This is a genomic window from Kaistella sp. 97-N-M2 (assembly GCF_021513235.1).
GTDB lineage: Bacteria > Bacteroidota > Bacteroidia > Flavobacteriales > Weeksellaceae > Kaistella.
In genome coordinates this window covers 1,867,136-1,888,058 of record NZ_CP090976.1, presented here as the reverse complement: position 1 = coordinate 1,888,058, position 20,923 = coordinate 1,867,136, and the positions used below count along the sequence as shown (strand labels likewise).

Sequence of the window (20,923 nt, the reverse complement as noted above, 5' to 3'; positions counted from 1 at the left end):
TTATTTTAGTTCGTTTGCTGCAACAATATCCATATCTCCGTAATCTAAATTTTCTCCGGCCATTCCCCAGATAAAGGAATAATTTGATGTTCCGGCTCCTGAATGAATTGACCATTCCGGGGAAAAAACCGCCTCATTGTTTTGCATAAAAATATGTCTGGTTTCCTGGGGCTGTCCCATAAAATGAGAAACCGTTTGACCTTCTTCAAGATCGAAATAAAAATAAGCTTCCATCCTCCTTTCGTGCGTATGAGAAGGCATTGTATTCCAGATGTTACCCGGTAAAAGTTCTGTAAGACCCATTTGCAACTGGCAGGTTTCGACAATGCTGTTAACAATGAGTTTATTTAATATCCTTTTATTAGCCGTATTATCATCCCCCAGATGCACAATCTCTGCATTTTCTTTCGTAATTTTTTTATTTGGGAAATTTTTGTGCGCGGGGGCAGAATTCAGATAGAATAATGCCGGTTCGCCCGTCGTACTTTTGAAAGTAACTTCCTTGATCCCCATGCCAACATATAAAGCTTCTTTTTTATTAAGCCTAAATTTTTCGCCGTCAACAGAAACTTCACCTTCACCACCAACATTGATAATCCCCAGTTCTCTCCGGTCCAGAAAATTTTCGGATTTCAGGTAGGGAATTGTTTCAAGTTTCAGTTCACTTTCCACAGGCCTCGCTCCACCCACAATGAGGCGATCGTACATGGAATACACCAAATTGATCTCATCTGCGGAAAATAAATTGTCGATTAGAAACTCCTTTCTTATTCTGGCCGTGTCGTAATTTTTAGCATCATCCGGATGAGAGGCGTATCTAAAGCTATACTTTGTCATAATTAAATCTTTAAATGTAATCGATTACACAAATGTAATATTTTTTTTCAATTGGCGAAAATTATTTTGAAGTATTTTGAGAAACCTGTGTTTTTGTAAAACCAAAAACTTATTTTGGGAAAGGAGAAAGATAAATTGTCAGGAGACAACCCAACATCAACACCCTAAAGGATAGCTGCGAGCTCGGTTCTTTCATTTAGTGCCCAACGTTTGAGGATTTCTAAGTAATATGGAGTCGCAAAATGCGGGCGCAAAAAACCATAAATTTTTTATTGCAATTGAGATATATTAATACTTCGAAAATATTTAGTAATCGATTGCATTTTAGATTAAATATGCGGATTATTTCTTATTGTATTACGGAGGTAAAAATATATTATAAGGTTGTTTAGTTAAGACGGTCACTACAAAAACTGACATCCATTTTGATTTATTGAAAAAAATTTATTTGGTATTTGTAGAAGGTGATGATCAAATAAATCTGTTCGAATTTTAATCGTGTAGAAAAAAAAATTTTATATCCTGGAAACTGTCTTAACAGGAGACTATTTTTAGTGTCCACCGACGCAGAAATTAATTTAACAATAACGCCAGTCAGCAAGAAGTTGATACCTCCATTTTTTGCGATGGTAAAATATAAGTATTATGTTCGCAGAATGGAAACTAAAACTTTGGCAATAGTAGGTTGTGGAAAACTTGCGAATATTGTGTTAGACGCTTTTATAAAAGGATTATTACCGGATTACCGGTTAATCGGCACTTATTCCAGAACGTTCGAAAAGGCGGAAAATATCGCAAAAAAAATCCAAAGTTTAAATTTTGGTTACGATTGTACGCCCTGTCATTCATTAAATGAACTTCTTCATCTTCAACCCGATTACATTGTGGAAACCGCCTCACCATCTTCTTTAAAGGAGTTGGCAGTTCCCGCCCTGAAAAACGGTTCTTCAATTGTAACACTGTCTATCGGTGCATTTGCGGACGAAGAATTTTATAAACTCGTGGCGAAAACCGCAGCAGAAAACGAAACGCGCGTGCATTTAGCTTCCGGTGCGATTGGTGGTTTTGATGTCTTGAGAACGGTATCTTTAATGGAAAAAAGTGAAGTTAGCTTTGAAACGAAAAAAGGCCCGAATTCTTTGAAAAACACAGAAATTTATGAGGAAGGGTTGCAAACAGAAGCGCGCCAGGTTTTTGAAGGCAACGCGGCAGAAGCCATTGCTCTTTTTCCGACCCGCGTTAATGTGGCGGTTGCGGCAGCTTTAGCGTCGACAGGTCCGGAAAACATTAAGGTTTCAATTAACTCGGTGCCAAACTTTGTAGGTGATAATCACCGTATTGAGCTCAAAAGTGAGCAGATTAACGCCGTTATCGAAGTTTACAGCCAAACCGCCCAAATTGCGGGGTGGAGCGTAGTGAACACGCTGCGCAATATTACGTCGCCAATTGTTTTTTAAGATGATGGGTAATATTGGCCAAAACTTTTTCACTCAACCGGATAAATGCCTGCTGCGTCCTGCCTGAAGAGACTTCCATGCAAACCACATTTGGATGATCCACTAATTTTTCAGAACCTAGCGCACCTACAGTATCACAGTAAACAAGGTTATCTTTCAACAGCCATTTTACAAACGGTTCCTCCTCCCACGCGGGCGATAAACCCGTGTTGAAAAGTATTTTGCGAATACCCAAATGTTTAAACTCTGCTTCATGCAGGAGAACCGTATTTTTATTTAAACAGGTAACAAGGACTTCATTCTGTTCAAGCAGTACATTCAAAGGCAAAAACTTAAATCCCTTTTTTTCCTGTTCTGCCTTTCTGGTGCGGGAAAAATAAGAGATTTCTGCGCCGAAAAACTGAAGCGCATCGGCGATCATGCCGCCCGATTTGCCGAGACCTATAATCCCAACTTTTAATCCTGTGATTTCGCGTGGAATTTCACGCCAGGGTTTTCTGGACGTCCCGTCCTTATTGTTTCCGAAACCGTGCAGACATCTGATCAGTTCGCTGACGACATATTCTACCACGCCTTCATCGCCATAATCCCGAATACCGGTAACCGTGATGCCACGCGAATTTGCAAAAGGGATATCAACGTTGGCACTTTCCGGGCTGTAGAGCGAGCAGCACATTCCGATGTATTTGAGGAGCGAACACTGTTCCAGAGATTCACGCCCCAGGGTCGTCGTATAACTCACCAGAACTGCATCAGCATCACCAATCCGCGCAACGATCTCTTCTACATTCGCAGGTCGATCATTGTAGATTATCACATTTTCAGCAAAAGAGTGCAGACTTTTTTCCGCGGAAGGAATTAAATTTAGCGGCTCAAGCGCAACGAGTTTTTTAAATTTCATAGTTTATAGTGTGCGTTTTTAAGGAATTAAAATTAATAATCAACTATTGAAAGTCCAACAGAGAGAATATCTAACTTATTTCGAAGACTAGGACTTCACTGGAACATTTTGGATGATCTATTTAATGAAACGTTTGATATCTACCTCGGACATTAGATCTTTTCCGTTTTCGATGTGCTGAAAAAGTTCCTGCGAAAAATAGCATCCGTTTAAAATCCCACGCGCGCCCAAACCGTTAAAAATATAAAAATTCGAATGGTCCGGATGATTTCCTAAAATCGGCCGGCGGTCCTTTACCGTAGGACGAAAACCATAGTTAATTTCGACGGTTTCAAAATCGTGTGGGTAAAAGGCTTGCAATCCTTCGATCAGTTCCACCACTTTAAAATCATCGATCTCGTTTTCTCGTTCATTGGGATCGTATGTTCCGCCGTAATAATAAAGGTCGTCTTTCAAGGGAAAAAGAAAATGTTTTTTCTTTAAAGTGTGTTGGTGGCTCAAAGGTCTTGATAGTTTAACTTTCAAATGATGTCCTTTGTTTGGAATAACGGGAATTTCCTTAAAAAACGGATTTTTTCTCACCCCCATTCCTTCACAGAAAACAATATTTTTAAAATTAAGGTTTTTGTACGTATTGGCCTGCACCACGGAATAATCGAACTGCTCCCGAATCAGCTGGCCTTTATTTTCAAAATAATTTAAAAAATCCGTGAAAAATTCTTCTACATTTAAGCGCGCAGATTTCTTTACAGCACCGGTTCCAAAAGGGTTTTTAATACTATCTAAAGTTTGAAATTCGGGATCCAGAAAAGGTTCCAATTCCTCGGTTTGGGTTTTACTGAGCCACAGATCTTTTTCATTTTCATCGTGAAAAATTCGGTGAATCTGCGCGGGAATCAAATAATTTTTACCCATATATTCTTCCATTTCGGCAAGGGTTGCGTTTAAGAAAACGATTTGTTCTTCTGCGAGCCAAAAAGTGGTAAATTTCTTTAAAACGACGGGATTGATAACGCCGGCGGAAACCTTGGAAGCGCCTTTTCCCGCTCCCGAAAAGACGACAAAAGATTTGTTATTTGTTATGAGCTGGTGTGCAAGAAAAACTGCCGCGTAACCATCGCCGACAATTATATAATCAACATTTTTCATTTTCATCGTTATAAAAATTCAATAAAAAAAACCTGAGTAAAAATACTCAGGTTTTGGGATATTTTCAAGTGAAATTAATAATTCCACATATCATTTTCCATTTGAAGGATCTGTCCTTTGATTCTTTCGCTTTCTTCCAGCTGTGCATCGGCGTCGCGTGGAATATAATCTTTAATAACGCCGTTTCCTAAACCGTTATCGGATTTGTAGATAATAGTAGAAAATCTTCTCGCGTTCAGCAAATCATCAAAAGAAATATCGGACGAAAGATTTTTGTTGTTGAAAACGATTGAGTTTGCAAGAACTTCGCGCGCATCCGGATAATATACCCAGAAAAGATCGATCAATTCATCTTTCGACGCTAAAGGTTGACCATCCGGCCCATACTGGCCCATTGTTGACGGATCCTGACCCATTGCCGCAATGCCTAACAATCTGTATTTCATCTGGCTGTCGCGACGGTCGATATACCACATTCCTTTGATTTTCAAAACTTTTACATTTTCGGTCTTAGTTTCGTACACGTTGGTATATTCTTTCTTTTCTTCTTCCGTCAGCGCGCCGTTTTCGTTCATTTTATCGATACCCGCGTCGCTCATCACCGCATTTTTAATCCGCGCCTGAATGGCATCCGGGTCTAACCGAACAGAGAACAATTCGTCGTCATAAACTTCTTTGATTCTGCCGTCGTTAATAGCATCGAACAAAATTTGATACAGCGATTTGTTTTGCGAAACCAAACCATCTTCATTATGATAAAAAGGCTGATTTAATTTGTCGTTCATATCGATGATCTCCCAAACAACCATGCTTTTCAAAATATCTTTATCCTCGATAAAACCATATTTCAAAGGCGTAATCCTGGTAGAAACCATAGAATCTCCCTGCTTAATCATCCCGGTCTCCCGAAATTTACGGAAAGATTCGGGCGATTTGGCATTTAAAATAGACATCGAATTGATCGGCTCTTCCGGAACCGCCGGCGTAGCATAAGCATTTACCAGGGAATCGATATTGCCCATATCGGCACCTTGGTCCTCTTTCGCAGCGACCACCGCTGCAGCTTTAGGCTTGGCTTTTCTTTTCGTTTTTTTCTTGGTTTGAGCTCCAGCACCGCTGAAAGTTAAAGCAAGAAGTAGTAATATGACCTTTTTCATTCTAAATTTTTTGTACGGATGACCCTCTTAAATATTAAATCACTAACGATTTTACTGTACGTTTATTATGACGTTGCCTACGTTTTTTAACTGTTGATTACCCAAACCTGTTGCTGTTGCCTGAATATTAAAGACGTAAGCGATATCGCCATTTCTTAATCCTTTTGTAAGATTTCCGACAGCACTTAAAGAACTTCCGTTGATGAGCATTGCTGCTTTACCGGGCACTTTAAACATAAAACTGTTTACGGTAAAACTTACCGGGAAATCGAAATCCGGCATGTCTGCAGATACTCTTTGGTTCGGGATAGAACTGGCTGGCATGGATACTATGTTTTTACCCTGAATTAAACCAATTGGTGGCGGCACATTTTTAATGCGGAAAGGAAAGGCTTTTGAAATCGTTTCGCCTTTTGGTCCCTTACCAGAAATCGTTAATGTTGTGGAACTTCCTCCTCCTGGCGTTACTACCCAAGTTCCGCCGCCTGTTTTCGAAACAGATGCGCCGGAGGCAGATAACGTAGTCTGCGCGTTATTTGCGCCAAGTATTGAACCTGAAATGGGATTTGGCAATCCTCTGTATAAAACCTGCATTTTGTCTGCAGATAATAAAGCACCACTTTCGAAGGCCACTTCCTTTGCTCCAGGAACAACGGTGTAGGTATGACTGTAATTCAAAGGAATTTCTTTACCATTAACATCTTTGAAAGAGATAGTTCCCGCAAAACTTTTATCGCCTAAAGATCCTGTATCGAGGTTTCTTACGCCCTGACCGTTGGTCACGGTTAAACCTGGCATTGATAATCCCGGAACGTTGCTGGAATAATTACCAATAGCAACTTTACCTTGTGCAGTTTCACCCTGAAGCACGATAGTTGGTGCAGAGACGATCGCCTGGTAAGCATCAAATTTAATATCTGCGTCTACTTTTTCCTGAAGCATTACTGATAAAGCATCACCTTGAATACCTCTGGCGGAAGACTGTATAACTTCCAGATTAGAAAGAGCAGCGATCAAGGGCTGGTTGTAAAATTTGTACTGAACCCAATTTTTACCGTTTCTTAATTCTTTATATTCGGTTACCATCTGCTTGTTCGTTCTGTCAACAACCGCTTTCATCAAATTATTGGAGCCGAAAGTCTGGTTGATATACGATTTAAAAGCTTCAATTTTAAGTTTAAGATCGTTAGCTTTTTTTGATGGTTTATTTTCGTCACCCGCTGCGAAAAAAATATTAGTTGAAGGTTCTGTATTGTTCAGTGAGGCAAAACTCTCCTGAATATCCAGCTCATTTTTATTATATTCTGCTTCCTTGCTAAGTTCAATTTTAAGTCCTTCGATGCTTTGAACCAGATCATCCGCTTTGGCTTCCAAACCTTTATACCGCTCCAACGGGGCGGAAAAAGTATCTGGCGTATTGGCAGCTTTCGCTTCCAAGGTTTTCTTAAAGATGGTATTGTTGTTCTCGGTAAGTGTTCTGGTTTCCTCCAAAGAACCCGTAGTATCTTTGTATGATCTGATGATTTCCTGATCGATCTGCATTGCTAACATTGCAATGAAAACAAGATACATCAAGTTGATCATCTTCTGACGAGGCGTCTGTTTTCCCTGTGCCATTTTTAGTAAATTTTGTTAATAGTTTAAATTTTAAATATAAATGGAGAGGAAATTATGATTTCATTGCGCTTAGCATTCCGCCGTAAACTCTGTTTAGACTGTTTAAGTTTGAGGTTAATCCGGATAATTCTTCATTGAATTTCTCGGAATGAGCTGCAGATCGCTGCATGTCTTCAACATATTTTTTGCTGTATTCGGTCTGCGTTCTACCGTGTTCCAACTGAAGGGCGTACAGTGCGTTCATGCTTTCAAGATGGCTTGCTGCAAGCATTAACTGATCATTGTATTTTTGAGTAGAACCGCTAACATCCACCGTTTGGTTAATTTGATCCACGGAGGAGGAGAATTTATCGATTCCAGTTCTTAAACGGTCAAAAAGGCTAACGTCCAGTTTGGCATCAGCCAGCATTTTATCTAATTTATCAGACAGGGAGGTTTCCAATTCTTTTACTTCTGCGGATTGTAGCGCCAGCGAGGAGTGTTTTGGGTTTGGTTCTGCATGCGAGTCTAATAATTCAGGGTAAACATTTTCCCACGCGTAGGATTCTTCAGATTTAGGAATATCGAAGGCAAAGATGGTAAAGATGATCGCTTCGGTTATCAAACCAATAGCAAGGGTTACATTTCCGGTAAGAGGTCCGATACTCCAGTGAGTCATTTTGAAAAGGGCCCCTAAAATTACGATTGCAGCGCCAATGGAATAGATAAAGTTGTATGTGGCTTCCTTAGTTTTAAACATGAGTTGGTAATTTGTTGGTTAGTAATTTATTATTTGTTTTGTTTTTTCAAAGTCTATTTTGTTCTTTTTTTGAATTTAGCCGTTCCTTCCGGAATATCCTGTACCGTTCGGAAACCGATATAACTTCTGGCAGAATCTTTCCGTTCATAATCGCGGGCCCCATTCATCAAAAGGTAACCTACATCTTTCCAAGAACCACCCCTAACCGATTTTTTCTCTTCTCTGTAAGCCTGATTGGATAAATATGGATTTAAAGTAGATGCAAATTCATAGGTTGAGTTGCTGTAAGGAGACTCGGTCCATTCCGCTACATTTCCCGCCATATCAAACAATCCAAAACCATTTTTTTCAAATTGTTTCACAGGTGCGGTATAGGTGTACGTTCCTTTCTTCTCATCCTCGATGTAATTACCACGTTTCGGTTTAAAATTCGCTAAATAACATCCTCTGTCATCCTGCAAGTAAGGACCGCCCCAAGGATAGGTTGCATTCTCTCTACCGCCTCTGGCCGCATATTCCCACTCTGCTTCCGTTGGAAGACGGAAAGACATCGGTTTTTGTTTTTTCTTTTTCAAGGCTTCATTGTAATCGGACTTTAACTTCGATTTAAAATTACAGTAAGCTCTTGCCTGATCCCAGGTTACCCCCACTACTGGATAGTTTTTGTAGGCACTGTGCCAAAAATACCCATCATAAAGAGGTTCGTTGTAGGCATAATTAAAATCTTTGATCCAAACTGTTGTATCGGGATAAACCGCAATACTTTCTTTTTTCAAATATTTTGAACCGCGCGATTTCTCTTTAACTGCCGATTCGATATCTTCCCAATTGTAAGCGTAAAGCAATTTACGGGTATCGATAATTCTTTCGTTGTTGATTCTTTCTGCGGGTGGAATATAAACAGACTCTAAAATTTCCGCGTACTGCGCATCCGGATATTCCGAAGTTTTCCAGCGCAGTGGAACATTCCAGTCTAATTTCTTAGATTCATTATAGCCATCTCTACCACCTTGAGACTCCATAAATTCCTGATAAGCCGTTTTATCTTCGCCGGCTTTTTTAGACAGGTAAGCAAAATCTCCAATGGCACTTCCGTCTCCGTCTGTACCACCATCTCCAGCTGCTTCAGCCAACAAAGAACGAACAACGGAATCCCGCACATAATTAATAAAAACACGATATTCCGCATTGGTAATTTCGGTTTCATCCATAAAAAAGGAAGAAACGGTAACGGTTTTAAGATTGGCTTTTTCTGGCGTGTTGGTAAAATCCTGATCAGCAAGACCCATAACATAAGAGCCCGCTGGAATTGCAACCATTCCGTAAGGTCTTTCTGCTACAAAAGATTTGGATTTTCCTTTTGGCACCAATTCCCCTTTAACTCCAGGCTTTCCGGCGCTGGAACTGCCGCGTTTGGAACAGGAAATAATAAGAGTGGCGGATAGTAATACAAGAAATATTTTGTTCATGCTATTTTTGGAAATTAAGCGGTAAATATATAATTTTTTGGAAAAACAATTATGATTTTTTTTCCAAAACGAAAAATTGTTTGGATTATTTCATAAAAATTAACATTTATTTTACTCCACAGTTACGGATTTAGCCAGGTTTCTAGGCTGATCTACATTTGCGCCTCTGTAAACCGCAATATAATAGGCTAATAGCTGTAAGGGATATCGAAGCGATAATCGGAGAGAAACATTCAGAAGTTTCGGGGAACTCAATTACATAATCTGCAACAGAGGCAACCTGTGTATCGCCTTTGTTGACCAATGCGATTACTTTGCCTTTTCGTGCTTTAATTTCCTGAACATTGCTCACAATTTTGTCGTAGTGACCTTGTTTCGGTGCAATAATTACAATGGGCATATTTTCGTCAATCAGCGCAATCGGGCCATGCTTCATTTCTGCTGCCGGGTACCCTTCTGCGTGAATGTAGGAAATTTCTTTCAACTTTAAGGCTCCTTCCAAGGCGGCAGGGAAGTTATAACCACGACCTAAATACAAAAAGTTTTGAGCGTCGACAAAGTTCTTCGCGATTTCTTTCGTGATTTCGTGCGTAGTCTCTAAAACTTCTTCCACTTTTTTAGGCAACGCATCCAGTTCCGTAATCAATTTCATAAACTCCTGGTTGCTTAGCTGACCATTGTGTTTTCCTAATTTCAATGCAATTAGAGAAAGAACGGTTAACTGAGCGGTAAAAGCTTTTGTAGACGCTACGCCTATTTCCGGACCCGCATGCGTATAAGAACCTGCATCAGTAACGCGGGAAATTGAAGAATCGACGACATTACAAATTCCATAAACGAATGCGCCTTTTTCTTTTGCCATTTTAATGGCGGCCATTGTATCTGCGGTTTCTCCGGACTGGCTAATCGCAATTACGATATCTTTTTCTGTAATGATCGGGTTTCGATATCTAAATTCGGAAGCATATTCTACTTCTACCGGAATTCTTGCAAATTCTTCGATGAGATATTCGCCAATCAATCCCGCATGCCAGGAAGTTCCGCACGCAATGATGGTTATTTTCTGTGCCTTATTTAATCTCTCCAGATTATCCCAGATTCCCGCCATTTTAATAATGCCCTCTTCTACCAGTAATCTTCCACGTAAAGTATCGTGAATGGACTTTGGCTGCTCGAAAATTTCTTTTAACATAAAATGCTCGTAGCCTCCCTTCTCAATCTGCTCCAAACTTAATTTCAGCTGCTGAACTTCGGGAATGATCTTCACATTGTCGTTGATATTACGAATATCAACGCCATTTTCTAAGGAAATAGTGGCCATGTGACCTTCTTCCAAGTAAACGGCTTCTTTCGTAAATTCAACAAAAGGCGAAGCATCGGACGCGATAAAATATTCATCCGTTCCCAAACCAATCGCCAAAGGCGAACCTAGACGAGCTACCACCAGCACACCCGGAAAATCGTCGTGCATTACGGTAATGGCGTATGCGCCGTACACTTCATTTAAAGCATACCTCACGGCCGTTGGAAAATCAATGTCTGAATTGATATCCATAAAATACTGAATAAGGTTGACCAAAATCTCGGTATCGGTTTCGGAATGGAACGTAAAGCCTTTTTCGGTAAGCATTATTTTAATCGTATCATAATTTTCGATGATACCATTGTGTACTAAAGCTATTTTATTATTGTTGGAAAGATGTGGGTGCGAGTTACGGTCGCTGGGAACACCATGGGTGGCCCATCTTGTATGGCCCATTCCGACATGCGATTTACCGACCAAATTTTTCGAAATGTTTACCAAATCTTCAACTTTCCCTTTGGTCTTGGCAACATCGAAAGTTGTATCGCTGTCCAAAACAATCCCCGCACTGTCGTATCCTCTGTATTCTAATCTTCGTAGACCGTTTATTACTACGTCATATGCATCCTGAAAACCAGTATAACCTACAATACCACACATATATTTATTCTTTAATTTATTATTGTTATTTTTTACCGTACGTCAGAATTAGCTGGGCAGCATTTTCATTTCCAGCATCAGTTCCTACAAATACAGCACGATACGGCGTGAAGGACCTTGAATTAAAATTCTGCTGACCGAGTGCCGAATATTGAAACCCTAATAAATTGCCCGCCGGATCCGTGGTGTAATTACCCACGTTCAAAACAAGATCATTGTTTTTGGCTTCTTTCTCAATAATATCTTTAAAAGTCTGCGTGATTCCAATGTCGTAGTGCGCCGGATTTTTATCCAGGTCGTAGGCTTTTACCAAATTGTAAAGTCCGGTATACGCCAAGGTGCTCATATCGGTAAGAAAATCATTCAAATATACCGGCTCGCCTGTTTCCGGAGTCAGATCTCTTTGTCTCACAACGAAGTTATCCGGTTTTTTATAAGAATTGTCCCAGTTGTCTTTAGCGGTGTAAATTCGAATTTTCGCAGAAATAATACCCGCTTTATCATTTTTGTATAAATCTTTGATCGTGTTGACCGTTTGCAAAGGAACGCGAATTCCAATTCCCGGTCCTCCCATACCCTGGGCAAATATTCTTGCATCACCGGTTTGCAGATTAGCGGAAGCCAACGCAGCAGCAGAAGGAGTAGACGCTCGGTCGAACGTAATTTGACTGAAATGGGCATTTGCGGAACCCAGATCCAGCGCATATATTGCAGATTCTCTCGTGGTTGTTGTACCATCCACTTTATCTTTTTTATAATACAAATTCACCTGTATTGAGTTCGGATCGATATTGAAAATATAGCCGTCGTTTTCATCAACTGAAATTTTAAGGCCTTTAAAATATCTGATAAAAGTTGCAGCATCACTCAAATTATTTGCGGCAGCATTAACAATCTTATTTTGAAAAAACGTTGAATCCAATGGAATTCTTAGAGATGCCGCTCTTTCGAAAAGAGTACTGTTATCGGAATCTTTGGTAATAGTTATGGAAGTGATATCGCCGTTAAAAACTTTCGACCCAATTACCTCTCCTGTTGTTACGATTTTATTCGATCTAACCTGGTCTGCACTGGAACCTAAAAACTCGTTTACCTCGTTGACCTTAATATTAAAAATCGTTCTATTATTCAATTTGGTATTTCCGTATTTCGTCACGGGATAACTCACGACCACTTTTTTTGCAGGTACCGCACCATCCGGATAAATATAATCTTCTACGGTTGTTGTGGTTAAAGAGTCTGCTGCGTAAACGGGTTTAATTACCATCACTGCAGAGTCGATAACCGGATTGGTTCCAAAATTCGGAGCGTAAGAACTTAATCTTACCTGTGTAACATACGCGGCTTTCTGCAAACCGAACTGAGGCTCGCTAAAAGCACCAAGTGCCGCACTGTTCAGGCGCACCGCATCTGTTCGGATGGAGTCGCCATTATTTACATTATACGCAATAACGGGAAAAAGCGCTTCCGTACCCTGCGCACCGTTCTGAAAAAATTGCGATCCAAGTTGATCTGCATCCGGCTCACAACTCCATAACATTACACTCCCAATTACCAAAGCAGCGGTAATTTTGAATAATCTTTGAATATTATTTATCATTAAAATTTAAAATTGATTAGTATAACTTGTCGATTGAATCCGCGTTCACGTATTCGGATTTTGTAGTTTTTGTTTTATCAAAAGCTTCGCTGAGTTCATCCTGTAAGAACTCGTCGCCTTTAATCACTACATCTACCAAATCCATACTTTCCATGACGAATTGCTGAAAACTTGGTTTTTTAAACGCTTTTAAAGCGGTAATATTGTCGAATTTCATTTTTTCTTCTACCTTTTCAGAGAGCGCAAAGTCTTCTTCATTATAAACAGAAAGAACAAGTTTCGAATCATTAAAATAAGAGTCGTTTTTGTAAAAAGTTTTTAGGTATACAGGGATAAATGAAGCCATCCAGCCGTTCAGGTGAATAACATCCGGAACCCAGTTCAATTTTTTGATGGTTTCAATTACTCCTCTGGCGAAGAAAATTGCCCGCTCATCGTTGTCGTCGAAGGGTTTTCCTTCATCATCAACATAAAACTGCTTTCTTTTGAAGTACTCGTCATTATCAATAAAATACACCTGAAGCCTTTCTCCCGGCAGGGAAGCTACTTTAATAATAAGGGGTTGATCCAGATCATTGATGATGATATTCATCCCGGAAAGACGAATTACTTCGTGAAGCTGAAACTTGCGTTCGCTAATCTGTCCAAATCTTGGCATAAACACTCTAACATCGTTTGAGTCCTGGTGCATTTTGAGTGCCATCTTACTCACCATGGTTGCGATATTGCTATCTTCCTGGTATGGAAACATCTCCGTGGTGACGTATAATATTTTTTGGTTCGGCATAAATTCTATCGTTCTTCGTATTTTTAGGCAGAAAATTCTACTGTGCAAAATTACAAAATTTTAAACGAATAATTTTTAATTAACATATTTTAATAATTATAATTTGAAACCCTTCATTTTTCGGCAAAATATTTTTTTTTGAAGTACTGAATTTTTTGCGGGAAATCCCTATTTTTACATTGATATAAATAAACTATGAAAATCTTTCGATCAAAAAAGACCTTGCACGATTATGTGGAGAGGCAAAAGGAAATGGGCAAAAAAATCGGTTTCGCGCCAACAATGGGTGCGCTTCATCGGGGTCATATTTCCCTTTATGAGGCCGCCGCAAAAGAAAACGACCTGGTGTTCTCCTCTATTTTTGTAAATCCTACCCAATTTAATAATGCCGGCGATCTGGAAAAATATCCGCGCAATATCGAAAATGACCTTAAAATGCTGGAAGAATCTGCCTTTGTGGACGCGGTTTATATTCCGGAAGTTTCAGATTTATATCCCGACGGGCTAAAAAGTAAAACTTACGATTTTGAGGGCCTGGAAAATGAAATGGAAGGAAAATTCCGCCCGGGACATTTCGACGGCGTGGGTACCGTGGTTGAAGAATTATTACGTCAGGTAAAGCCCGACAATGCCTATTTCGGTGAAAAGGATTTTCAGCAGCTTGCCATCATCAAAAAATTAGTACAAAAATTACAGCTGCCCGTGAAAATTCACGGTGTTAAGATTTATCGCGAAGAAAACGGTTTGGCAATGAGTTCGCGCAATGAGCGGCTTAGCCCCGACCAAAGAAAAGCGGCAAAAGTCATCCATGAAACGCTGTTGAAAGTAAACGACTGGTTTCGAGTCCTTACGCTGCCGGAAATTAATCTTCGGGTAAAAGATATTTTCGAAGACCAGCGCGGGATGGTTCTGGAATATTTTCAAATTGCGGACGAAAACACCTTAAAAGAAACCGACTTTTTCTACAGAGGACACGACTACCGGGCCTTTATCGTGGTTTTTGTGAATGACGTGCGACTGATTGATAATATTCATTTGGATTAAAAACAACTTCTCCTAAAGCCAAAAGTCTTCCCGCTGGGAAGACTTTTAACACCAAATCACAAAATATTAATATGAAAAAAAAATTACCCTGTTAAGAGTAATTCTTTGTGACCCGGCTGGGATTCGAACCCAGGACCCATACATTAAAAGTGTATTGCTCTACCAGCTGAGCTACCGAGTCGGATATTTTTTTTTATCAATGATGATTGATGGGAGATAAATAATTAAAAATATAATCATTTACCGATGATCATTCACCGCTGATTTTTGTAGTGCCTGCGACTGGACTCGAACCAGCACATCCATAGGAAACCACCCCCTCAAGATGGCGTGTCTACCAATTTCACCACGCAGGCAAAAAAAATCCGTAAAAATTACGGAATTTTTTCGCTTGTGACCCGGCTGGGATTCGAACCCAGGACCCATACATTAAAAGTGTATTGCTCTACCAGCTGAGCTACCGAGTCGGTCACATTTAAATTAGAATTGCTTCCCTTTTTAAAGTGGTGCAAAGATAGGTCTTTTTTTAAAATCTCAAAATTTTTCTGGTACTTTGTGCAAAATAAAAACATGAAAATTTCGCTGATAGGATACATGGGAAGTGGCAAATCACACGTTTCCAAAGTTTTGAGCCAGGATTTGGACCTAAAATTAATTGACCTGGATCACTACATTTCTTTGAAAAATAATTTAACGATCCCGCAAATATTCGAAAAAAGGGGTGAAATCTACTTTCGGAAGGAGGAACGCCGACTTTTAGAGGAAATTTTGGTCCACGAAACCGACCTCATTTTGAGTGTGGGCGGCGGAACACCGGCTTATTACAACAACATCGAGATGATTAACCATCATTCGGAAAGTATTTTTCTACGAACCTCCGTCACTACTCTTTCTCAGAGACTTTTAAAACAGAAAAGCAAACGACCTTTAATCGCTGATATTCCTGATGGAGATTTACCCGAATTTATCGCAAAACATCTTTTTGAAAGAAATCATTATTACGCTCAGGCAAAATTCACGGTGGATACAGACGGCAAAGAAGTCGACCAAATCGTGGCAGAGATCAAAGCACTGCTTTAATCGGCCGATCCATCTTCAACGTCACTAAAAAACAAATCCCACTCGCCACCTTCCATTTCAGCGGTGCCGTCGTTTTCCACAAATTCGTCCATCGCGCGGCGGTCTCTTTTGGTGGGTCTGCCTTCGCCTTTGATGCGGTAATAATCCTGGGTTAGTTTTCGCTGTTTCAGAACTTCATACTGTTCTTTCTCGGTTTTATCAACAATATACAATGGCACCAGTTTCGCGCTCATTCTGCTCTTCGGTATCTGTAAAATTTTAATCTGATAGTCGATCTGGTTTTTTCTGATTTTGATGAGATCTCCCTCTTTCACTTCCTTTGAACTTTTTACGGGCTGATTTCCGAGGGACACCCGGTTCTTTTTTATTTCGTCGGCCGCAATGCTTCGGGTTTTGTAAAAACGCACGCACCATAAAAATTTATCTATTCTCATAATTTATTTATACTTTTGCTGGATTAAAAATTTTAGCAATTTAACGATAATTATAAAAATGAAAAAAAGATTCTTATATCTGGCTTTAGCTTCAATCGCCATTATTTCCTGTCGAAAAGATGACAATGTAGACGCCATTGAAGAAGTAAGCATCGAGACGCAAAACACTTACGACGACCAGGCCGCACAAAGCTTTTTGCAAACCCACTATCTCGACGCCAAAGGAATTATAAAAAATTACGTTGAAACTGATACCGTGAACGTTAAGTTGGCTGATCTGGAACCTGTAACTTTACCTTCAGGCGTTATTTACATCATGAGAGAGGGCGCACAGCCGGAACCTGGCACCGTAATTGGCTCCAGCGATATTATTAAAATTATGCAGATTGCCAATTCTTATGTCGCCACGAATACTGATGGAAAAGTTGGTTATTCCTCAGGTTTTTCCTTTAGAAACAATGTAGCCGGAAGTGGCGTACCGGAAGTGGATCCGGCTTATTTTTACGTAAAACAAAGTGTTTTGCAGAATGGAACCACAGCAGAGGCAAAACAGCGCAGTTACTACGAGATTGAAGGTTTTAAGGAAGCGCTTCTCAAGTTCAAAGCTTTCGACATTTCCGACGAAAGTAATTATAATATGCAGGGCGTGATCATTGTTCCGTCCAGAGCGGCGTTTGCCAGAGATCCCTACTTTAATTATTCCGATATTTCGCTTAGAAACAGAAGTTTTGTTTTTAACTTTCAGGTGTATAAAAGTACAACCGCACCCGACCCGAGATAACCTATGAAACATGCCAATAACTTCGATTTTTTGCGATTTGTTTTCGCATTTTTAGTTGTTATTGGCCATACGATCATTTTAAGTGCGCGACCAGAATTTAACAACGAATTCTTCGCCGCGATGCCCAACTACAGCGTATTTTGCTTTTTTATCATCAGTGGCTTTTTAATCTATTCGAGCTACGATAAGTTTCGGGATCTAAAAAAATATGCCATCAATAGGGCGAGGAGAATTTTTCCCGCCTATTTTTTTGTGGTGCTCTTTTTTTCAGTGTTTCTGTTTCTTTTTTCCGATAAAAATTTTCTGGATTACTTTTCAACGGACTGGCTCAAATATCTGGGCGTGAATTTATTCTTTATGAATTTCCTGCAGCCGTGTATCGACGGGGTTTTTGGTAACAATTACATTTGCGCCGTCAATGGCTCGCTTTGGACGATTAAGGTAGAGTTAATGTTTTATATTTTCATTCCGTTTCTGTTTTACGCGCTGCAAAACAAAAGTAAAGGTCGAAAAAATATTATTTTAACAGCGATCTACATTTTTTCCATTCTTTATTCCTCTCTTTTAGCGCATAATGGCAAAGATGAACTTTCGCGGCAACTTCCGGGAGTTCTTTCCTATTTCGCTACCGGAATTCTCCTGTTTTTAAACCTTGCATTTTTCAAAAAACAAATCAATTTGCTCTTGCCTTTTGCGGTGGGAATTGTAATACTGGAGAAAGGAATATTTTCGGTGAATCTGGTCACACCTTTCGCTTTAGGAATCGGTATTTTTTGGGCGGCCTACCTGAAGCTCCCTTTGAAGAAATTTGCTAAATACGGGGACTTTTCTTACGGGGTATATCTTGTACATTTTCCCATTATACAAATTTTCGTTCAGGAGAAATTATTCGAAAGGTATTCCTTTTACGCCTTCTTTTCGTGTTTAGCGTTAGTCGTCATCTTCTCAGTGTTTGTCTGGAACTTTATTGAAAAACCTGTTCTGAAAAGAAAATTTAATCATAAATCTGTTGTATAACGCTCAGGGAAACGGGTTCACGAAAACCATCGATGTGAAGGCTGTAGTAATACATTAAAGACTGTATCATTTTTTTACGGAGATTTCTGGGCAATTTAATTCCGTAAATGTTTTCGGAGGTAATGAAGTTCTTCCAAACGCCGGTTATTTCTTCATCAAATAACTGTACGGACTGCTGATCGGTAAAATTTCCGCTTTCGGGATTTACGTAGCGCAAATCTGCAAATAAGGGGAAATCCCCTGGCGAAGGAGAATGCGAAAGATCAATCCAATGTGGGCGTCGTAATTTTTTAAATTGAGTTCTCCCAAAAACATCTTAATTTCGTCATACATCTTTTCGGAATGCTGTTCTTCCTTTAAAATCTGATTCAATAAATCTGCAATAAAAAAAAGAATAGAGTTTACATTCACATTATTAACCTCTTCGGTATTTTCTGCCTTTTCAATTTTCAAAACATTTTGCAGGCTGTCTCCTCTCTTTTTCGCGGCGAATGTAATTTGAATTTCCTGAAGCGGAAACAAGTAAGACTTCTGCCTGTTTCTGGGAGCATAAATATTGGGCGCAAAAAAGCTTTCGTAGCCGTTATTTCTGGAGAAGCAGTTTAAAACCGCACCCTTGTCGCCATATTTAACATAAGAGAGCAGAAAACATGTTTGGCTCAGCATTAATTTACAACTGCAATTTTCGCCGTGGCAGTGTCGGTTCCGTCTGCGTTGGTCATCAGAACAAAATAAATTCCGGATGCCACGCGCACTCCACGATGATTGTTAAGATTCCACTCGTAATAGCCACCTCTGGAGACTGCCTGATGAACAAGGTTTCCGGCCGCATCGGTAATTCTGATATTTGTTTTTTCCGCAAGGCCGCGAATGGTTACATTTCCTTTGTATCTGGAATAAACAACCGGATTCGGGTAAACCAAAACATTCCCAAAGTTCTCTGTTACCTCCAGAATATCGCCCTGATAAACCATAATCCCTTCCAACGTGGCAAAATATACTTTTCCTGTAAGATTATCAACCTTAATATCGGTTATGTTATCGCTGGGCAGCGGCGAATTGGACCGCGTAAAATGTTTCAGGGTTTGCTCTCCGTTCGAACTGAGATAGAAAACGCCGCCGCCATCAATAGAAATCCATTTTTGATTTCCGGCGTCCACTTCAATCTGCAAAACATTACTGTCGCGGAAAAGCTCTTCGCCAAGACCATTTTCTTCGATGATAATCGGTTCGGCCTGTGGATTATTTTCCGTAATAATGTTGGCGGGATTTCCTATTATTCTTAAACCAATCCGGGTTCCGATCCAAATATCGTCGTTTTTATCGATCGCTGCAGACACCACCCCATCCGCCGGCAGATTATTTACTTTTTTTAACATTTTAAAACGGTCATCACTAAGGGAAGAGGGCGTGTTATTGTAATCATAAATCAAAAGGCCACCGCCAGTAAAAACAGGATCCGGAATAAATAGAATTCCATCTTTCGTAAAAGGTTTCTGGGCGCGCCCTGCCGTAACTACATTAACTAAAGTAAAATTATCTGAAGTTGCATTGTAGTAATAAAATCCTATCTTGTCGTTGTTGAGTACTTCTGATACGAAAAGCTGATTGTTTTCATCGAAGGTCATCCCAACCGTCAGATTATTGAAGCCACCCGTGCTTGCGTAAATTTTAGCAAACTGGTCATTATCCATTTTGTAAATGCCTTTCGTACCATCAAACGGCGTGTAATTTGTAAAGAAAATCTCTCCCGGTTTCGACGGGTTGATGACGGCATCCAGAATATTAAATTGGGTTGACGTATTTTTAAATAGATCCGGATAAATCCACTTGGTCCCGTCATAATGATAATAGCCCAAACCTCTGTAAATAGGCTCATTAAACGCATCTCTTCCGCCGGAAGAAACTACGATTTGGTTTCCTACAATATCTAATTTATAAGATGCATTGTTATACGGTCCATCAGGTTTCAGCGATTCTCCCGACTCCGCAAGCATTCCCGCTAGTTTCGAGCCTGCATAGATTTTCGAAGAAGAAAAATATCCCGTATTTAAGGACTCACTCGCGGTATAAGATCTTATAAAAGTTCCGGTATTATCAAAAACAGAAACTGCATTAAGATCTGCCACGATAATATTTTGATCGGTAACCATTACATCCTGTATATTCGAAAAAGTTTGCGCCAAGGTCGAGAATGTACCTCCATTTCCAAACTGTACCGTACTGGAATTAGAAAAGGCCAGGACACTGCCACCCGCCATTTGGCTGAAACTTCCGGCCGCGATGGTATTCCAACTGGAATAAATTGGAAAGGTAACATCCATTTCATGTGATTTCAGGCCTGTTGCGGTAACTACAAACACTACGTTGTCTTGAATGGTTGCTTCTTTCGCTGCTTCGTAAGTGCCGCCGCTGGTAAAAAAGGAAGAGTCGCCGAATTCTTTTTTATCCAATTTAAAAATTGAAACGCCGTAACCGACGGAAATAACGGCCTTGTCTCCCGTAATTGAAATATGATTGATTTTTTTATTGCCATTATACCCTTGAGCAATCGGAATATCAACCACATAAGTTATTCCTTCCGGTGTAATTACATCCATCGACCCGTTCTGGTAGCCCACCAAACCGATCTTTGTAACAGGATTGTAATCAAATGCAGAGATCTTCACCTCGTGCAAACCGTTTGCTTTGGAAAGTTTTGTAATTTCGCCCGTTGCAGGCGTGTAAAAAAATATACCGTTTTCCGTCGCTGCAATCAGTTTTCCGTTGTCTTCGCGGATGGCCAAAACGTTGTTGTAAGAAAATAAATCCGTCCATTTGTTCGACGAAATAATCTGCGCGGAAATGCTTACTGAAAGAAGAAATAAAAAGGGTAGTAATTTTTTCATCGT

Annotated in this window: 18 protein-coding genes, 3 tRNA genes and 1 pseudogene; 5 read left to right on the top strand and 17 right to left on the bottom strand. The window is 39.9% G+C overall.

Going from position 1 to position 20,923, the window contains the following annotated elements; genetic code table 11:
• A complete protein-coding gene (gene kduI, locus L0B70_RS08915) occupies positions 1 to 837 on the bottom strand; it encodes a 5-dehydro-4-deoxy-D-glucuronate isomerase (RefSeq protein WP_235141459.1) in 837 nt (278 codons plus the stop codon).
• 626 nt (positions 838 to 1,463) lie between these two features.
• Between kduI and L0B70_RS08910 the strand changes: the two genes are divergently transcribed.
• Entirely contained in the window at positions 1,464 to 2,294 is an 831-nt protein-coding gene (locus L0B70_RS08910; protein ID WP_235141458.1) for an aspartate dehydrogenase domain-containing protein, read from the top strand.
• On the opposite strand, the gene L0B70_RS08905 is transcribed toward L0B70_RS08910, so the two are convergent.
• The 9 genes and pseudogenes from L0B70_RS08905 to L0B70_RS08865 form a co-directional block, all read right to left on the bottom strand.
• Complete coding sequence (locus tag L0B70_RS08905; RefSeq protein ID WP_235141457.1) at positions 2,272 to 3,195, bottom strand: NAD(P)-dependent oxidoreductase; 924 nt, start codon at positions 3,193 to 3,195, stop codon at positions 2,272 to 2,274. The genes L0B70_RS08910 and L0B70_RS08905 overlap by 23 nt on opposite strands.
• Before the next feature lie 117 nt (positions 3,196 to 3,312).
• The gene (locus L0B70_RS08900; protein WP_235143581.1) at positions 3,313 to 4,344 is read right to left on the bottom strand and encodes an FAD-binding oxidoreductase; all 1,032 of its coding nucleotides are present in this window, start codon (positions 4,342 to 4,344) and stop codon (positions 3,313 to 3,315) included.
• Positions 4,345 to 4,418: 74 nt separating this feature from the next.
• The gene (gene gldN, locus L0B70_RS08895) at positions 4,419 to 5,297 is read right to left on the bottom strand and encodes a gliding motility protein GldN (RefSeq protein ID WP_235143580.1); all 879 of its coding nucleotides are present in this window, start codon (positions 5,295 to 5,297) and stop codon (positions 4,419 to 4,421) included.
• Positions 5,298 to 5,552: 255 nt separating this feature from the next.
• Positions 5,553 to 7,118: a gliding motility protein GldM gene (gldM, locus tag L0B70_RS08890; RefSeq protein ID WP_235141456.1), complete on the bottom strand. Its 1,566-nt coding sequence runs from the start codon at positions 7,116 to 7,118 to the stop codon at positions 5,553 to 5,555.
• Positions 7,119 to 7,170: 52 nt separating this feature from the next.
• A complete protein-coding gene (gene gldL, locus L0B70_RS08885; protein WP_235141455.1) occupies positions 7,171 to 7,857 on the bottom strand; it encodes a gliding motility protein GldL in 687 nt (228 codons plus the stop codon).
• A 53-nt stretch (positions 7,858 to 7,910) separates the two neighbouring features.
• The gene (gene gldK / locus L0B70_RS08880; protein WP_235141454.1) at positions 7,911 to 9,326 is read right to left on the bottom strand and encodes a gliding motility lipoprotein GldK; all 1,416 of its coding nucleotides are present in this window, start codon (positions 9,324 to 9,326) and stop codon (positions 7,911 to 7,913) included.
• A 111-nt stretch (positions 9,327 to 9,437) separates the two neighbouring features.
• Positions 9,438 to 11,289 (bottom strand): annotated as a pseudogene (glmS, locus tag L0B70_RS08875) (glutamine--fructose-6-phosphate transaminase (isomerizing)).
• A gap of 25 nt (positions 11,290 to 11,314) precedes the next feature.
• Entirely contained in the window at positions 11,315 to 12,889 is a 1,575-nt protein-coding gene (locus L0B70_RS08870) for a DUF4270 family protein (RefSeq protein WP_235141453.1), read from the bottom strand.
• Between the two features lie 16 nt (positions 12,890 to 12,905).
• Positions 12,906 to 13,676 carry a glycogen/starch synthase gene (locus tag L0B70_RS08865; protein ID WP_235141452.1) on the bottom strand — a complete coding sequence of 257 codons (771 nt, stop codon included), beginning with the start codon at positions 13,674 to 13,676 and terminating at the stop codon, positions 12,906 to 12,908.
• A 195-nt stretch (positions 13,677 to 13,871) separates the two neighbouring features.
• On the opposite strand from L0B70_RS08865, the gene panC reads away from it, so the two are divergent.
• The gene (gene panC, locus L0B70_RS08860; RefSeq protein ID WP_235141451.1) at positions 13,872 to 14,720 is read left to right on the top strand and encodes a pantoate--beta-alanine ligase; all 849 of its coding nucleotides are present in this window, start codon (positions 13,872 to 13,874) and stop codon (positions 14,718 to 14,720) included.
• A 108-nt stretch (positions 14,721 to 14,828) separates the two neighbouring features.
• On the opposite strand, the gene L0B70_RS08855 is transcribed toward panC, so the two are convergent.
• The 3 genes from L0B70_RS08855 to L0B70_RS08845 form a co-directional block, all read right to left on the bottom strand.
• Positions 14,829 to 14,901, bottom strand: a tRNA-Lys gene (locus L0B70_RS08855).
• Positions 14,902 to 14,993: 92 nt separating this feature from the next.
• Positions 14,994 to 15,076, bottom strand: a tRNA-Leu gene (locus L0B70_RS08850).
• Between the two features lie 38 nt (positions 15,077 to 15,114).
• Positions 15,115 to 15,187, bottom strand: a tRNA-Lys gene (locus L0B70_RS08845).
• Between the two features lie 103 nt (positions 15,188 to 15,290).
• Between L0B70_RS08845 and L0B70_RS08840 the strand changes: the two genes are divergently transcribed.
• Positions 15,291 to 15,800, top strand: coding sequence for a shikimate kinase (locus tag L0B70_RS08840; protein ID WP_235141450.1), 510 nt, complete (start codon positions 15,291 to 15,293; stop codon positions 15,798 to 15,800).
• Here L0B70_RS08840 and L0B70_RS08835 read toward each other — a convergent pair.
• A complete protein-coding gene (locus L0B70_RS08835; RefSeq protein ID WP_235141449.1) occupies positions 15,797 to 16,234 on the bottom strand; it encodes an RNA-binding S4 domain-containing protein in 438 nt (145 codons plus the stop codon). The two genes, L0B70_RS08840 and L0B70_RS08835, sit on opposite strands and share 4 nt — an antisense overlap.
• Before the next feature lie 58 nt (positions 16,235 to 16,292).
• On the opposite strand from L0B70_RS08835, the gene L0B70_RS08830 reads away from it, so the two are divergent.
• Both L0B70_RS08830 and L0B70_RS08825 read left to right on the top strand, forming a co-directional pair.
• Positions 16,293 to 17,015, top strand: coding sequence for a hypothetical protein (locus L0B70_RS08830; protein ID WP_235141448.1), 723 nt, complete (start codon positions 16,293 to 16,295; stop codon positions 17,013 to 17,015).
• A gap of 3 nt (positions 17,016 to 17,018) precedes the next feature.
• Positions 17,019 to 18,032, top strand: coding sequence for an acyltransferase (locus tag L0B70_RS08825; protein ID WP_235141447.1), 1,014 nt, complete (start codon positions 17,019 to 17,021; stop codon positions 18,030 to 18,032).
• Here the strand turns inward: L0B70_RS08825 and L0B70_RS08820 are convergent.
• From L0B70_RS08820 to L0B70_RS08810, 3 genes are read right to left on the bottom strand one after another with little or no spacing between them, the layout of a single operon-like run.
• On the bottom strand, positions 18,010 to 18,249 hold the full coding sequence (locus L0B70_RS08820; protein WP_235141446.1) for a hypothetical protein: 240 nt from the start codon (positions 18,247 to 18,249) through the stop codon (positions 18,010 to 18,012). The two genes, L0B70_RS08825 and L0B70_RS08820, sit on opposite strands and share 23 nt — an antisense overlap.
• Positions 18,237 to 18,698 (bottom strand): DNA repair protein RecO, encoded by a 462-nt coding sequence (locus L0B70_RS08815; RefSeq protein ID WP_235141445.1) that lies wholly within the window; start codon positions 18,696 to 18,698, stop codon positions 18,237 to 18,239. Before L0B70_RS08815 ends, L0B70_RS08820 begins: the two co-directional genes overlap by 13 nt.
• Entirely contained in the window at positions 18,698 to 20,920 is a 2,223-nt protein-coding gene (locus tag L0B70_RS08810; RefSeq protein WP_235141444.1) for a T9SS type A sorting domain-containing protein, read from the bottom strand. The genes L0B70_RS08815 and L0B70_RS08810 overlap by 1 nt, the downstream gene beginning before the upstream one ends.
• Between the last annotated feature and the right edge of the window lie 3 nt (positions 20,921 to 20,923).

Excerpts from the sequence above, each read along its gene's own strand:
- L0B70_RS08910 (WP_235141458.1), top strand. The coding sequence starts at position 1,464 with ATGGTAAAATATAAGTATTATGTTCGCAGAATGGAAACTAAAACTTTG.
- gldN (WP_235143580.1), bottom strand. The coding sequence starts at position 5,297 with ATGTCTATTTTAAATGCCAAATCGCCCGAATCTTTCCGTAAATTTCGG.
- L0B70_RS08825 (WP_235141447.1), top strand. The coding sequence starts at position 17,019 with ATGAAACATGCCAATAACTTCGATTTTTTGCGATTTGTTTTCGCATTT.
- L0B70_RS08865 (WP_235141452.1), bottom strand. The coding sequence starts at position 13,676 with ATGCCGAACCAAAAAATATTATACGTCACCACGGAGATGTTTCCATAC.
- L0B70_RS08810 (WP_235141444.1), bottom strand. The coding sequence starts at position 20,920 with ATGAAAAAATTACTACCCTTTTTATTTCTTCTTTCAGTAAGCATTTCC.
- L0B70_RS08900 (WP_235143581.1), bottom strand. The coding sequence starts at position 4,344 with ATGAAAAATGTTGATTATATAATTGTCGGCGATGGTTACGCGGCAGTT.
- gldM (WP_235141456.1), bottom strand. The coding sequence starts at position 7,118 with ATGGCACAGGGAAAACAGACGCCTCGTCAGAAGATGATCAACTTGATG.
- gldK (WP_235141454.1), bottom strand. The coding sequence starts at position 9,326 with ATGAACAAAATATTTCTTGTATTACTATCCGCCACTCTTATTATTTCC.
- L0B70_RS08815 (WP_235141445.1), bottom strand. The coding sequence starts at position 18,698 with ATGCTGAGCCAAACATGTTTTCTGCTCTCTTATGTTAAATATGGCGAC.
- kduI (WP_235141459.1), bottom strand. The coding sequence starts at position 837 with ATGACAAAGTATAGCTTTAGATACGCCTCTCATCCGGATGATGCTAAA.
- gldL (WP_235141455.1), bottom strand. The coding sequence starts at position 7,857 with ATGTTTAAAACTAAGGAAGCCACATACAACTTTATCTATTCCATTGGC.
- L0B70_RS08870 (WP_235141453.1), bottom strand. The coding sequence starts at position 12,889 with ATGATAAATAATATTCAAAGATTATTCAAAATTACCGCTGCTTTGGTA.
- L0B70_RS08835 (WP_235141449.1), bottom strand. The coding sequence starts at position 16,234 with ATGAGAATAGATAAATTTTTATGGTGCGTGCGTTTTTACAAAACCCGA.
- panC (WP_235141451.1), top strand. The coding sequence starts at position 13,872 with ATGAAAATCTTTCGATCAAAAAAGACCTTGCACGATTATGTGGAGAGG.
- L0B70_RS08840 (WP_235141450.1), top strand. The coding sequence starts at position 15,291 with ATGAAAATTTCGCTGATAGGATACATGGGAAGTGGCAAATCACACGTT.
- L0B70_RS08830 (WP_235141448.1), top strand. The coding sequence starts at position 16,293 with ATGAAAAAAAGATTCTTATATCTGGCTTTAGCTTCAATCGCCATTATT.
- L0B70_RS08905 (WP_235141457.1), bottom strand. The coding sequence starts at position 3,195 with ATGAAATTTAAAAAACTCGTTGCGCTTGAGCCGCTAAATTTAATTCCT.